11 protein-coding genes are annotated in these 13,686 nt (G+C 63.6%); all 11 read right to left on the bottom strand.

What is annotated here, in order from left to right; translation table 11 throughout:
• Positions 1-159: 159 nt before the first annotated feature.
• The gene (locus tag NKH43_RS24820; protein WP_031194310.1) at positions 160-825 is read right to left on the bottom strand and encodes a protein-L-isoaspartate(D-aspartate) O-methyltransferase; all 666 of its coding nucleotides are present in this window, start codon (positions 823-825) and stop codon (positions 160-162) included.
• The gene (surE, locus tag NKH43_RS24815; protein WP_352860266.1) at positions 822-1,580 is read right to left on the bottom strand and encodes a 5'/3'-nucleotidase SurE; all 759 of its coding nucleotides are present in this window, start codon (positions 1,578-1,580) and stop codon (positions 822-824) included. Before surE ends, NKH43_RS24820 begins: the two co-directional genes overlap by 4 nt.
• Positions 1,580-2,884: a serine--tRNA ligase gene (gene serS / locus NKH43_RS24810; RefSeq protein ID WP_352860264.1), complete on the bottom strand. Its 1,305-nt coding sequence runs from the start codon at positions 2,882-2,884 to the stop codon at positions 1,580-1,582. Before serS ends, surE begins: the two co-directional genes overlap by 1 nt.
• Positions 2,885-3,347: 463 nt before the next feature.
• Positions 3,348-4,211, bottom strand: coding sequence for a twin-arginine translocase subunit TatC (gene tatC / locus NKH43_RS24805; protein ID WP_023720061.1), 864 nt, complete (start codon positions 4,209-4,211; stop codon positions 3,348-3,350).
• Positions 4,208-4,912 (bottom strand): Sec-independent protein translocase protein TatB, encoded by a 705-nt coding sequence (gene tatB, locus NKH43_RS24800; RefSeq protein WP_023720060.1) that lies wholly within the window; start codon positions 4,910-4,912, stop codon positions 4,208-4,210. The genes tatC and tatB overlap by 4 nt, the downstream gene beginning before the upstream one ends.
• Positions 4,913-4,974: 62 nt before the next feature.
• Positions 4,975-5,196, bottom strand: coding sequence for a twin-arginine translocase TatA/TatE family subunit (locus NKH43_RS24795; RefSeq protein ID WP_023678929.1), 222 nt, complete (start codon positions 5,194-5,196; stop codon positions 4,975-4,977).
• A gap of 178 nt (positions 5,197-5,374) precedes the next feature.
• Positions 5,375-6,154 carry an SMC-Scp complex subunit ScpB gene (scpB, locus tag NKH43_RS24790; protein ID WP_023720059.1) on the bottom strand — a complete coding sequence of 260 codons (780 nt, stop codon included), beginning with the start codon at positions 6,152-6,154 and terminating at the stop codon, positions 5,375-5,377.
• A complete protein-coding gene (locus NKH43_RS24785; RefSeq protein ID WP_352860309.1) occupies positions 6,151-6,951 on the bottom strand; it encodes a segregation and condensation protein A in 801 nt (266 codons plus the stop codon). Before NKH43_RS24785 ends, scpB begins: the two co-directional genes overlap by 4 nt.
• Positions 6,952-7,009: 58 nt before the next feature.
• Positions 7,010-8,029, bottom strand: coding sequence for a beta-N-acetylhexosaminidase (gene nagZ, locus NKH43_RS24780; RefSeq protein WP_352814584.1), 1,020 nt, complete (start codon positions 8,027-8,029; stop codon positions 7,010-7,012).
• 119 nt (positions 8,030-8,148) lie between these two features.
• On the bottom strand, positions 8,149-11,817 hold the full coding sequence (locus NKH43_RS24775) for an SPOR domain-containing protein (protein ID WP_352860262.1): 3,669 nt from the start codon (positions 11,815-11,817) through the stop codon (positions 8,149-8,151).
• A 103-nt stretch (positions 11,818-11,920) separates the two neighbouring features.
• Positions 11,921-13,678 carry an arginine--tRNA ligase gene (gene argS / locus NKH43_RS24770; protein ID WP_352860260.1) on the bottom strand — a complete coding sequence of 586 codons (1,758 nt, stop codon included), beginning with the start codon at positions 13,676-13,678 and terminating at the stop codon, positions 11,921-11,923.
• Between the last annotated feature and the right edge of the window lie 8 nt (positions 13,679-13,686).

Raw genomic sequence — 13,686 nt, 5'->3', positions numbered from 1 at the left:
TTCGAGGATCGAGCGCCGGGTGTGTTGAGATTCAGGTCAGGCCGAGCCGAAAATGATGGATTCCGAGAACCGGAGCGGAGCGTACATTTGAGTACGTGAGCACCGGAAGCGGAGGAAGCCGCAATTTGCAGGCCGGCCTCACCTGAATATCGACACACCCTAGATGACCGCCGCGACACTGCGCAGGATCGGCTGCAGACGCACCAGGCCGATATCCTCGCGTTCGAAGCGGCTGCCGACCTTGGTCAGCTTGGCCAGCACCTGCTCGCCCTCGTCGGGTCCGATGGGCGCAATGACGATGCCGCCGCTCGACAATTGGTCGAGCAGGAAACGCGGCAGGCTGTCGAAGGCCGCCCAGGCGACGATGCGGTCGAACGGCGCTTCGTTGGCCAGCCCGTTGGAACCGTCCGCCTGGCGCACGATGACGTTGCCGATGGCGAGTGCCTCGAGACGCTGCCGGGCCTGTTCGGCCAGCGTCTTGTAACGGTCGATGGTGACGATCCGCGCGGCAAGCCGCGACATCACCGCCGCCGTGTAGCCGGACCCGGTGCCGATCTCGAGCACGCGGTTGCCCGGTTCGATGGCAAGTGCCGCGATCACCGCCGCCTGCAGGTCGGCGCCTTCGATGGCCTCGCCGCATTCGATTGGCAGCATACGGTCGGACCAGGCAATCGAGTGGAAATGCGGAGACAGGAAGCCGCGCCGCGGCGTCGCCTCGAAGGCGGCGATCAGCGCCTTCGGCACCGTGCCCCTGCCGCGCAGGCGAAGCAGGAAGGCAGCGAAACCTTCGCGTTCGTCGAACGTTGCAGCGTGATTCAAGTTCATGCGAGCGCCTTGGCCAGTTGATCGCGGATTTCATGCGCGGTGAGATCGAGCTGCAGCGGTGTCACCGACACCATCCGATTGCGCAAGGCATGGAGGTCGCTGCCTTGCTTGCCCTCGACTGGCTCGCGGCCGAAGCGCAGCCAGTAGTAAGGCAGGCCGCGCCCGTCGCGCCGCTCGTCGACCCACAGGCTGTGGACCAGCTTGCCCTGCGAAGTGACCACAGTTCCGGCGATTTCTTCCGGCGCGCAATTCGGAAAATTGACGTTGAGCAGCACGCCGTCTGGCAACGGCATGGCGACGAGCTTTTCGAGCAGCGCCGGCGCCAGCGCCTCGGTGGTCTCGTAGGGAACGACGCGGTCCTCGCCGACATAGGAATAGGCCTGGCTGATGGCGATCGATCGCACGCCGAGCAGCGCGCCTTCCATGGCGCCGGCGACCGTGCCCGAATAGGTGACGTCGTCGGCGATGTTGGCGCCGGAATTGACGCCGGACAGGATCAGGTCGGGCGCTTCGGGCAGGATCTTTTTCACGCCCATGATGACGCAGTCGGTCGGCGTGCCGCGCACAGCAAAGTGCTTTTCGCCGATTTTCCTGAGCCGCAGCGGCTCCGAGATCGACAGCGAATGCGCATAGCCGGACTGGTCCTGTTCCGGCGCCACCACCCAGACGTCGTCCGACAGCGTGCGGGCGATGCGTTCGAGTGATGCAAGGCCCTCGGCATGGATGCCGTCGTCGTTGGTCAGGAGGATGCGCATTATTTCGATTCGATCTTTTCCAGACCGCCCATGTAAGGCCGAAGCGCTTCAGGAATGGTTACGCTGCCGTCCTCGTTCTGGTAATTTTCGATGACGGCGATAAGAGCGCGGCCGACGGCGGTGCCCGAACCGTTCAGCGTGTGGACGAAGCGGTTGCCCTTGCCATCCTTGTCCTTGTAGCGGGCGTCCATGCGCCGCGCCTGGAAATCGCCGCATACCGAGCACGACGAGATTTCGCGATAGGCATTCTGGCCGGGCAGCCAGACCTCGATGTCGTAAGTCTTGCGCGCGCCAAAGCCCATGTCGCCGGTGCACAGCGTCATGGTGCGGAACGGCAGGCCGAGCCGCTTCAGCACCTCCTCGGCGCATTCGGTCATCCGCTCGTGCTCGGCAACCGACGAGTCCTGGTCGGTGATCGACACCAGTTCGACCTTGTAGAACTGGTGCTGGCGCAGCATGCCGCGCGTGTCACGCCCTGCCGAGCCCGCCTCCGAGCGGAAGCACGGCGTCAGCGCGGTATAGCGCAGCGGCAGTTTTTCATGCGGCGTGATCTCCTCGCGAACGAGATTGGTGAGCGGCACTTCGGCGGTTGGTATTAGGCCGAGCCTGCCGTCCCCATGCCGAACGAAGAATGAATCCTCCTCGAATTTCGGCAGTTGCCCGGTCCCGAAAAGCACCTCGTCGCGCACCATCAGCGGCGGCTGGATTTCCACATAGCCGTGCTCGGTGGTGTGCAGATCCAGCATGAACTGGCCGAGCGCGCGTTCCATCCGCGCCAGGCCGCTTTTGAGCACGGTGAAGCGCGAGCCGGAAAGCTTCGCGGCCCGCTCGAAATCCATCATGCCGAGCGCTTCGCCGATCTCGAAATGCTCCTTCACCCAGTTCGGCCGCGTCGGCAGCTTGCCGACGACGCGCTTGACGACGTTGTCGTGCTCGTCCTTGCCGACCGGTACGTCGTCCAACGGCACGTTTGGCAGCACCGCCAATGCATCGTTCAGCGCCTTGTCGAGCTCGCGCTCGCGCGCCTCGCCGTTCTGGATGAAGGCCTTGATCTCGCCGACCTCAGCCTTCAGCCGTTCGGCAAGGGCGGCATCGCCCGAGCGCATGGCATTGCCGATCTCCTTCGATGCGGCGTTGCGGCGTTCCTGCCTGGTCTGCAGCTCGGTCAGATGCTCGCGCCGCGCCTCATCCGCGGCGATCAGATCGTCGACCGTGGACTGCGCCTCCCCGGCCGACCACGAGCGCTTCTGAAGCGCCTCTACAAGGGTCTTCGGGTTGTCGCGAATCCATTTGATGTCAAGCATGGTCTGTTCGTCCTCGGCGCAGCGGTTTCGGGACAACGAAATGCCCAAAACAAAGACCAGAGGGCGTAAACCGCATCCCTGATCGATGCAAGATGTAAAGCCTGGCGTTTCTTCACGCCCCCCTCTGTCCTGCCGGACATCTCCCCCACGAGTGGGGAGATTGGCCGTCATAGCGGCTTTCGCCAATCTCCGGCGCTGAAAAAGCAAGCCGTCGCCCAAGCTGCCGATCTCCCCCCAAGTGGGGGAGATGTCCGGCAGGACAGAGGGGGGCGCTGTCCCGCCGACCTCAGGTAGGCAGCACTCGCAACATTTGGTCGAAAGGAACCTGAAACAAAAACCCGCCTCAGAGGGCGGGTCGTCGGCGCCGAATCAGCACCATACCCAGATTAGTAGCATAGCTGCCGGCACAAAGCAAGAACAAAGTTGCTGCGGCCGGAAGAAAGATGCCAGCCAGTAACCCCACCTACGTCGACGACGCGTCCGCCGGCTTTTCGGCCACCTCTTCCGTGGCGTCCTGCTTTTCGCGGGCGACACGGTCGCGCTCCTTGCTGCGCTCGATCAAGCGAGCCGACCAGATCGAGACCTCGTAGAGCAGGATCGTCGGAATTGCGAGGCCGATCTGGCTCATCGGGTCGGGCGGCGTCAGCACCGCCGCCACGACGAAGGCGATGACGATCGCCCATTTGCGCTTCTCGGCCAACCCTTGCGACGACAGCATGCCGACCCGCGTCATCAGGCTTGTCACCACCGGCAACTGGAACACCAGGCCGAAGGAGAAGATCAGCGTCATGATCAGGCTGAGATATTCGGACACTTTCGGCAGCAGCGAAATCTGCACCTGGTCGTTGGTGCCGGTCTGCTGCATGGCGAGGAAGAACCACATCACCATCGGCGTAAAGAAGAAATAGACCAGCGACGCGCCCATCAGAAACAGGATCGGCGAGGCGATCAGGAACGGCAGGAAAGCATTGCGCTCGTTCTTGTAGAGGCCGGGCGCGATGAATTTGTAGATCTGCGTGGCGATCAACGGAAAAGCGATGACCATGCCGCCGAACATGGCGAGCTTGACCTGGGTAAAGAAGAACTCCTGCGGCGCCGTATAGATCAGCTCGACCTTGTGCGGATCGAGCCCGGCCCATTGGGTCGCCCATCTGAACGGGATCACCAACAGGTTGAACAGCTTCTTGGCGAAGAAGAAGCACACAAGAAAAGCAACGAAAAAACCGCCGATCGACCACATCAGCCGCCGGCGCAACTCGATCAGGTGCTCCATCAGCGGAGCCGACGATTTTTCGATCTCGTCCTTTTCCGTGTCCGAAGTGCTCACTTGGCGGCTCCCGCCGTTTTCGTGGCGGCCGGCTTCTTCGTTGCTGCCGCAGGCTTCTTCGCTGCTGCCGCCGGCTTCTTCGCTGCTGATGACTGCGCTTTCGGCTCAGCTTTTGTGGCGACCTTTGGCGCAGCGGCCTTTGCCGGCTTGGCCGGCACGGCAGCCGCGGCTTTCGCGGGCGCCGGCTTCTTCTTTGCCGCCGGCGCTTTTTGCGGCACGGCCGCTGCAGTCGTTTGCGCCTCTACTGCCGGCGCCACGACGGACTCGTCCGTCATCGCCGGAAAGATCGGCGTGGCCGGCGTCGGCTCCGGCGGGCTGACGCCCGGCATCGTCGTCGCGCCGTTCTTCAGCGGCTCGGCTGCCTGCTCTGTCGAGGCGGCCTCGACCGCCGGCTTGGGTTTCATCACGGCATCGACGCCGGAACGGACGTCGGCGGCGGCCTGCTCGAATGGATTGAGCTGCTTCCTGATCTCGGCTGCCGGATTGAGGCTTCTCAGCGAATCGACCGACTTCTTGACGTCGTCGAGTTCGGCTTCCTTCAGTGCGTCGTTGAACTGCCGCTGGAAATCCGACGCCATGGCGCGCAGCTTCGCCGTTGTGCGGCCGAAGGTGCGCAGCATGTTGGGCAAATCCTTGGGCCCGACGACCACGATCATGACGATCGCGATCACCAGCATCTCGGTCCAGCCGACTTCGAACATGGCTATACGTTCCGACTCAAGTTTCAGGCCGACTCAAGTTTTGGCCAACCAAAGTTTTGGGCTCAGCTTTTGCTGGCCTTTTCCTTCGGTACCGACACGGTCTCGTCGGAACGGTGTTCGACGGTGCGCTTGTCCTCGGCAGTCTCGTCGTCGGCCATGCCCTTCTTGAAGCTCTTGATGCCCTTGGCCATGTCGCCCATCAGCTCGGGGATCTTGCCGCGGCCGAAGACCAGCAGCACGATCACCAGAACGATCATCCAGTGCCAAATCGAAAATGAACCCATAGCAAATCTCTCTCGAACGGTTTCCCAGACGCTGATCTATGCGCTTTCGGGTTCGGATTCAAACAGAACTGCGACAGAGTTCATGAATGAGTGGCCGAAGTCACGCACTTTCGGCACGGCGGCCCGCTACCAATCGGCGCAGTTCCATCCTGGCTGTGGCTTAAAGATGGCGCTCGGCTCAATCGTCCGTGACGCGCGGCGTCAAAAGGCCGAGTTCCTCGAGGTCGATGTCGGTCAGCGGATCCTCGTCGTCGGTGAGCGCATCGGGGTCGGCCGGCGGCAGCGGCACCGAGAAATTCGACGGCATGCGGCCGGACAGCAATCCTGCACCCTTCAATTCCTCCATGCCGGGGAGATCGCGGATCTCCTCCAGTGCGAAATGGTCGAGAAAAATGTCCGTCGTGCCGTAGGTGACGGGACGGCCGGGCGTGCGGCGCCGGCCGCGCATTCTCACCCATTCCGTCTCCATCAGCGTGTCGAGCGTCCCCTTTGACGTCTCGACGCCGCGGATGTCCTCGATCTCGGCGCGCGTCACCGGCTGGTGGTAGGCGATGATCGCCAGCACTTCGAGGGCAGCGCGGGACAGCTTGCGCTGCTGCACCGTGTCGCGGCTCATCAGGAAGGCGAGGTCGCCGGCGGTGCGGAAGGCCCAGGCATCGCCGACGCGCACCAGATTGACGCCGCGCCGCGCATAGATCTGCTGCAGTTCGGCCATCGCCGCGGCAATGTTGATGCCGTCGGGCAGCCGCGAAGTGAGCTGTTTTTCGCTGACCGGCTCGGCGCTGGCGAATACGATCGCCTCGGCCATCCGTACGGCCTCCGCCATATGCAGCCGCTCGCCGGGATTCTGCGACAAATTCTGCCCCTGGTTTTGTGCCGGGTTCTCGGCAACCGCGCCTTGCTCGGCGTCGTCCTCGACCTTGAACGGAATGACCGAAGCGTTGGCGCGTTCGCTCATGGTGTCACCTCGACTATCTTGATGGCTTGAGCGCGGCCGCGCAGATAAAGCGGCGCGAACACCTGGTCCTGCCGCATCTCCATCTTGCCTTCGCGCACCAGTTCCAGCGTTGCGGCAAACGAGCTGGCGACAGCGGTGCGCCGCTCTTCCGGGCCGGCCAGATATTCGACCAGGAAACTGTCGAGCGCCGTCCAGTCGCGCAGCGACCCGATCAGCCTGATCAGCACGTCGCGCGCATCCTTGAGCGACCACACGCCGCGCCTGGCGATCGTCACATTGGTGATCGCCTGCTTTTGGCGCTGCTGGGCATAGGCGGCCAACAAATCGTAGAGCGAGGCCGAATAGGCATTTCGCTTCTCGATGATGACCATTTCCGGCATGCCGCGCGCAAACACGTCGCGTCCGAGCCGGTTGCGGTTGACCAGCCGTGCCGCCGCGTCGCGCATCGCCTCCAGCCGCTTCAGCCGGAACTGCAGCACTGCCGCCAGTTCCTCGCCGCTTTCGCCTTCGTCGCCGGGCTGCTTGGGGATCAGGAGCTTCGACTTGAGGAAGGCCAGCCATGCCGCCATCACCAGATAGTCGGCGGCAAGCTCCAGCCGCAGCGCCCTCACCTTCTCGACGAAGGCCAGATATTGTTCGGCCAGCGCCAGGATCGAGATGCGCGACAGGTCGACCTTCTGGTTGCGGGCAAGATGCAGCAGAAGATCGAGCGGACCTTCGAAACCGGCCACATCGACGACCAAAGCGGGATCGCCGGTCAACCGGGAATCGTCGTTCTCGGCCCACAGACGGTCCATCGGTGCGGCCTTGCCGGCCTTCAGGTCCAATGTTTCCGCCACTTCGCTTCCTCTGATGCTAGGCCACCGCGTCGAAATAACTGGCAAATTCGGCCCGAATCTCGGTCTCGTCCGCTACGTCACGGTTCCTGATATAGGTCAGCGCCCGCTCCGCGCGGTCAAACGACTTGCCTTCAAGTCCGGTCGTTCGCGATGCAATGCCGGCCATCTCCTCAAACACGCCGTTGCAGTGAAGGACCAGATCGCAGCCCGCCGCAAGGATAGCGGCCGCCTTTGACGGGAAATCCCCAGAAAGTGCCTTCATCGAGGTGTCGTCGCTCATCAACAGGCCGTCGAAGCCGATTTCGCCGCGGATGATCTTTTCGATGACCTTGCCGGATGTCGTGGCCGGGTTCTTCGGGTCGATCGCGCTATAGACGACATGCGCCGTCATCGCCATCGGCAAATGGTTGAGCTCCCTGAACGGGGCAAAATCATGCCGCTGCAGGTCGCCGATCGAGGCGTCGACGGTCGGCAGTTCGAAATGCGTGTCGGCGAAGGCCCTTCCATGGCCGGGAATATGCTTCATCACCGGCAGCACGCCGCCCGCCATCAGGCCTTCCGCCGCGGCGCGACCCAATTCGATGACGGCGCGCGGCTCCTTGCCATAGGCGCGTGCGCCGATGACGTCGCTGGCGCCCTCGATCGGCACGTCGAGCACCGGCAGGCAATCCGCCGTGATGCCGTAGCGCAGCAGATCGAAGGCATGCAGCCGCGCCATCAGCCAGGCGGCACGGGTGCCGGCGTCATGGTCGTCGCGCCATAAGGCGCCGAGTGCGCCGGCAGCCGGATAGTTCGGCGCCAGCGGCGGCCGCAGGCGCTGCACCCGGCCGCCCTCCTGGTCGATGAACACCGGCGCGTCCGCACGCCCGACGCAGTCGCGCATAGCGGCGACCAGATCGCGGATCTGCTCGGTCTCGCCGATATTGCGCGCAAACAGGATGAAACCCCACGGGCATTCGTTGCGGTAGAAACGGATCTCGTCGCGGGTCAGTGATTTCCCGGCGCAGCCGAGGATCATGGATTTTGATTCGGTCATGCGGAACAGTTTAGAGCTTCGCGCCGACAAAGGGAATCGCCCGCAATTGCCTCCAGGGATTTCCGTTCACGCAAAAAAGCCGGCGCGAGCGCCGGCTTTTCGAGAGGTTTTTGGTGCCGCTAGTGGGACACGAAGCAATTGCCGCCGGCAGCCTTGTAGCTGGTGCACAGTTTGATCGCCTCGTTGCGCGACTGCGCTGGAACGCGGACGCGGTAGAAGGTGCCCTTGCCGGCAATTTCGGCCTTGACGATGTTGGCGGTGCGGCCGGAAAGCACGCTGCCGTAGCGGCGCTGCAGATCCTGATAAGTCGACTGGGCGCTTTCGACTGTCGGCTGCGAAGCGATCTGTATCGACCACGAACCAGCGCCGGCCGCGGCCGGATCGATGGAAGCAACCTGATCGGGCTTGACTTCGCCGACTACGTCGACCGGCTGGTCGGACGGACGCTGCGGCGCCACTGGGACCGTGGCCGGGGTGTTGGCGGACTGCTTGCTGGCTGAGGGCTGGGCCTTGGCTTCGGCCTTGGTGTCGGGCTTGAGCGCCGGCTGCAGCTTGGTGGTTTCGGCCTGATCGCCACTCGCCTGATCGCCACTCGGCTGGTCACCAATCTTCTGATCGCCAATCTTCGGATCACTTGTCATCTGCTCGATCAGGGGCACGGTGCCAGTCTGCGCGGCGGCGTCGGCCTGGGCCGACGGAGCCACGTGCTGCGGCGCCGGATCTGCCGGCTCGGCAGCAGCCATCTGCGGGGCGGCAGGCGCCGGATCCTCGCGCGCCACCAGCGAGCCGTCAGGTTTCACGACCATGGTCCGTACCTTGCGCGGCGCAACGGCGACGATCTCGGGGTTGGCACCCTTCTCGGCCTCCTGCAGAACCTGCGCGATGCGATCCTCGGACTTGGGCGCCGGTGCGGCGGCAGTTTCGGTACCGCCAGCGGCATTGGCGCCAAGCGCATCGGTGTCAGGCGCGTTGGTATCAGGCGCGTTGATACCAGAGGCGTTGGTGTCGGACGCCACTGTGCCGGGCGCGTCGAGATCGTCCGCGGCGTCGGGGTCATTGGGCGAAAGATCGACGACGCGGCTCTCCGGTTCGTTGGCTTTCAGGTCCACAGGCTCTTCGGTGTTGGTGACCAGCTTCTGCTGAACGGGCTCGGCGGGCTTGGCGCCCTTGACCACAGCGTCATAGACCTTGTTGTCCTGGTTCGGCACGACGGCGCCGCCTGGATTTTCCGGCTTGATCTTGATCGGCCTGTTGTCGGCCTTGACGATAACCGGCGCATCGCCGTCGCTCTTGCCGCCGAGGGTCAACGCAAAGGCGCCAAGGCCTCCGGCGATCGCCACCGCGCCGACTATCGCTCCTATCAGCAGCCCGCGCCTGCGCGGCCGCCTTTCGGCCTCGCGTTCGGCGAGGCCCGGGACCGACATCTCGTCGTCCAGTTCGGGATCGTAGTCGAGCTCATCGAAGGTGAAATCGTCGGCTTGCGAAACCGGCTGGCCACCGGGCAATGGGCCCAGATCGAAACCGTCCGCTGCATCGGCATAGGAAGCGGCCGCCGCGCTGACGGGGGCTTCCGCAGGCTTGGCGCCATAGGCGCGCGTCTCGCCACGATCTTGCTTATAACCAGACGCAAAGCCCGCATCGTATTCATCGTCATAGCCAGCACTGCGCACCGGGGCAGGCGCTATATCCGTGGCATTCATTTCGGTGAGAAGGCTGGCAAAATCGGCATCAAGATCGTCGTAGGCGGGCGCCACCGGCTCGTCATCGTCGAAGTTGAGCTCCGGAATGTCGAGATCGTCCGCCAGCGCCACGACGCGCTCGGGCACGTCGACCGTCTCGACATCGGGCATCTCGTCATACGCGGAAGGTTGTTGATGCGAAGTTGGTGCAGCTTCCGTGTAGGCGGGCCGATCTTCATAGGACGGCCTCTCTTCACGGGATGCCTGGCCTTCATAGGACGGCGCCTCTTCGACCGGTGCGGCCCGATAGGACGGCGTTGCAGCCGGCTGCGGCGGTGGTGCCGGACGCGCCGAAGCCACCGGCTGGCTTGCAAAAGCGGGCTGAGGCTGGGCGACCGGCGTCACGCGGCTCCACGAGCGGGCCGGCTCGGGCGGCGTGGCGCGTGTCGTCAGCCAGTTCAGCGCATCGAGCGGATCTTCTTCGGAAGCAGCTGCGGCACTCTTGTCGGCCGAGTCATGATCCAGGCCGATATTCCTGGCGAAGTCGGCATCGAGCGCGTCGTTGTCCAAATCATCCGCAGGTCCGGCAGCGGCTTCAGCGCCGAAATCCTCGCCTTCAAGCTCATCCAAGAGGACACTGCCAAGATCGGCGTCATCGGCGGCACTGGACTGCTGCGGCTCAGCGGGCTCGTGCTCGTCGAGTTCCCAATCCAGCTCGTCGACAGGATGCACCGGTTCGTTGGTGACGTCTTCAGCCGCCACCATGGGCTGTTCAGCGGCCACTGCTGGCTCCTGAATTGCGGGCGCCACGGGCTGCTGAGCAGCAGCCATCACAGGCTTCTGGGCAGGCTGCTGGCTTGTCTGAGGTTCGTTGGCCGCTTGTGCCGGCCGTGTGCTCATTGCACCCAGCAGCGCGTTCAGCTCGTCTTCCAGGCTGCGTTCCTCAGCCACTGGGGCTGTCGGGACGACAGCGGCCGGCGCCACTGGTTCGGCCGCAACCTGCGCCACGGGCTCTTCGACGTCCTCCGCAAGCGCATCGTCGAGGCTCAGATCGAAATGGTCGTCGAACGCCGCTTCAGCAGCCGTGCCGGAAAGCCGGGCGGCCTCTGGTTCTTCGATTTCGGCAGGCTCGTTCGGGCGAACGTCTAAGTCCATGTCGACATCGGCCATGGCATCATCGAAATGGCCGGCAAAATTCTCATCGTCCGAAACCGCCTCAACCGGCGATGCCGGGGCGGCGACGGTTTCCGCCGGCTCATGCTCGTCGACCATCAGCTCGTCTTCGAGCGAGCTTGCAACGGCATCGTCGAACTCGTCATCGAACGCAGGCTCGGCGGCTTGCGCCGCGGTTTCAACGGCGACGGCCTGCTCCATCGGCTCATGCTCTTCGAGCATCAGCTCGTCTTCGAGCGAGTTGGCCACGGCGTTGTCGAACTCATTGTCGAAGGCAGGCTCGTCGTCGAAGGCGGGCTCGTCGACCGGCGCGTATGCATCGGCTGCGGCCCTAGGTCCGTCCTCGCCCGTCGCCCCGATCTTGCCCGTCACATCGTCGTCGAGCCGAAAATCCTGGTCGACAGGGCCGGCAAGTTCGTCGTCACTCGACAAGTCGTCCTCGAACGGCGACACGTCTTCGAGCGAGCCGGCGACGGCGTTATCGAACTCGTCGTCGAACTCCGGCTCGACAGCGGGAGCGAACGACCTTTCGGGGCCGGAGGCAATTTCGTCGGCGGCAACAGGAGCGGCCGCAACAGGAGCAGCATCATCCACCGCACTGTCGTCGAACGCGAAATCCTGTTCGAACGAGGCGGCAAGCGCGTCCTCCATCTCATCCGTGGTAGCCGGTTCGGATGCCGGCTCGCGAAGCTCGACAGGGGAAGCATTGTCATTGGCGTCGGCGCCGAACTCGCCCATCAACTCCTTCTCGAGATCGATGTCGAAATCGGCCTCGCCCTCCGGCGGCTCGACGGCAGCGGTTTTCGGCTGGGCCGGCGTTTGCGGTTTGACCGGCTGGCGCGGGTCGAACCCCATGATCCTGGTCAGTTCCGCGAACGGATCATCGTTGGCGATGTCGTTGTGGTCGGCTGCTCTCAGCTGGGTTCTGTCTGCCATTATTGTTCCCGAACTCGCACTCATTCGGACGCCATGGACGTCGCGTAGGGTTGGCCCTTACCAGCGCAATGTGGGCAAAAGGTGACAGGTTTTTTACTCAAACCTAACGCATTTCGGTGGGCGCATTGGCTCCGATCAGCGTCAGGCCGGACGTCAAAACGTCCGAAACAGCCTGCACCAGCCCTAGTCTGGCAAGCGTCAATTGTCGGTCGTTAACCTTAACAAAACGTAAGTCGGGATTATCGGTGCCCCGGTTCCAGTGTCCGTGGAAGCTGGAAGCAAGTTCGTAGAGGTAGAATGCCAGCCGGTGGGGCTCGAGCGCGAGCGCCGCGGCTTCGATCAGCCGCGGATATTCGGCAAGCTTTCTGATCAGGCCGATCTCACCCTCATCGGTCAGCAAAGCCACTTCGGCGGCCAGCTGGTTGCGGTCGAACATGGCCTCGCCCAATTGCTCGCTTGCCTGCCGGAACACCGAATGGCAGCGCGCCGAGGCATACTGCACGTAGAATACCGGATTGTCCTTCGACTGCTCGGTCACCTTGGCGAAGTCGAAGTCGAGCGGCGCGTCGTTCTTGCGGTAGAGCATCATGAAGCGGATCGGGTCGCGGCCGACCTCCTCGACCACTTCGCGCAGGGTCACGAACTCGCCCGACCGCTTCGACATGCGCACCGGCTCGCCGGCGCGAAACAGCCTCACCAGCTGGCAAAGCAGCACGGTAAGCTTGACCTCGTCGCCGGCAATCGCCCGGGCAAGCGCTTCCAGCCGTTTCACATAGCCGCCATGATCGGCGCCAAGCACATAGATCAGGTCGACGAAGCCGCGATCGACCTTGTCCTTGAGGTAAGCGACATCGGCAGCGAAATAGGTGAAGGTACCGTCCGACTTGACCAGCGCCCGGTCCATGTCGTCGCCGACCGCGGTCGAGCGGAACAGCGTCTGCTCGCGGTCCTCCCAGTCGTCCGGCTTCTCGCCCTTGGGCGGCGGCAGCTTGCCCTTGTAGATGTGGCCCTTCAGCGTCAGGTCGCTGATCGCCGAGCGGATCTTCTTCGCATTGTTGGCATGCAGCGTCCGCTCGGAAAAGAAGACGTCGTGATGCACGTTGAGCAGCGCCAGATCCTCGCGGATCATCGCCATCATCGCGTCGATCGTCCTGTCCTTGACGATGGCAAGTGCCTCCTCGTCCGGCATCTGCAGTAGGGAGCGGCCGAATTCGCTGGCCAACGCCTGACCAACGGGGATCAGATAGTCGCCTGGATAAAGCCCGGCCGGAATCTCGCCGATCTCATCGCCAAGCGCCTCGCGGTAGCGCAGCATGACCGAGCGTCCGAGCACGTCGATCTGCGAACCGGCATCGTTGATGACATATTCCTTGGTCACGTCGTAACCGGCGAAGGCCATCAGGTTGGCGAGCGCGTCGCCGACCACGGCACCCCGGCAATGGCCGACATGCATCGGCCCGGTCGGGTTGGCCGAGACATATTCGACATTGGTTTTCTTGCCGCCGCCGACAGTCGAGCGGCCGTAATTGCGGCCTTCGCCGAGCAGCGCCGTCAGATGCGCCTGCCAGAAGCCGTCCTTGAGTCTGAGATTGACGAAGCCCGGACCGGCGATCTCGGCGGCCGCGATATCCTCGTCGGCGCGCAGCGCCTCGGCCAGCCTTTCGGCCAGCGCGCGCGGGTTCTGGCCGGTCGGCTTGGCCAACACCATGGCAGCGTTGGTGGCGAGATCGCCATGGCTGGCATCGCGCGGCGGCTCGACGGCGATGCGCGACAGATCCGGCGGCACGCCATCCTTGTCTTTCAAATCAAGCGCTTCGACGGCCTTTATGATTCGCGCGTTGAAATCGGCGAAGATGTTCATTGCTATGG

The sequence above is a fragment of the Mesorhizobium sp. M1163 genome (assembly GCF_040318415.1).
Taxonomy (GTDB): domain Bacteria; phylum Pseudomonadota; class Alphaproteobacteria; order Rhizobiales; family Rhizobiaceae; genus Mesorhizobium.
Note: the sequence above shows the minus strand (reverse complement) of the source record. Positions and strands in the feature narration are given on the sequence as shown.

Coding starts and splice junctions, on each gene's coding strand:
- NKH43_RS24820 (WP_031194310.1), bottom strand. CDS start 825: ATGAACTTGAATCACGCTGCAACGTTCGACGAACGCGAAGGTTTCGCT.
- surE (WP_352860266.1), bottom strand. CDS start 1,580: ATGCGCATCCTCCTGACCAACGACGACGGCATCCATGCCGAGGGCCTT.
- serS (WP_352860264.1), bottom strand. CDS start 2,884: ATGCTTGACATCAAATGGATTCGCGACAACCCGAAGACCCTTGTAGAG.
- tatB (WP_023720060.1), bottom strand. CDS start 4,912: ATGTTCGAAGTCGGCTGGACCGAGATGCTGGTGATCGCGATCGTCATG.
- NKH43_RS24795 (WP_023678929.1), bottom strand. CDS start 5,196: ATGGGTTCATTTTCGATTTGGCACTGGATGATCGTTCTGGTGATCGTG.
- scpB (WP_023720059.1), bottom strand. CDS start 6,154: ATGAGCGAACGCGCCAACGCTTCGGTCATTCCGTTCAAGGTCGAGGAC.
- NKH43_RS24785 (WP_352860309.1), bottom strand. CDS start 6,951: ATGGACCGTCTGTGGGCCGAGAACGACGATTCCCGGTTGACCGGCGAT.
- nagZ (WP_352814584.1), bottom strand. CDS start 8,029: ATGACCGAATCAAAATCCATGATCCTCGGCTGCGCCGGGAAATCACTG.
- NKH43_RS24775 (WP_352860262.1), bottom strand. CDS start 11,817: ATGGCAGACAGAACCCAGCTGAGAGCAGCCGACCACAACGACATCGCC.
- argS (WP_352860260.1), bottom strand. CDS start 13,678: ATGAACATCTTCGCCGATTTCAACGCGCGAATCATAAAGGCCGTCGAA.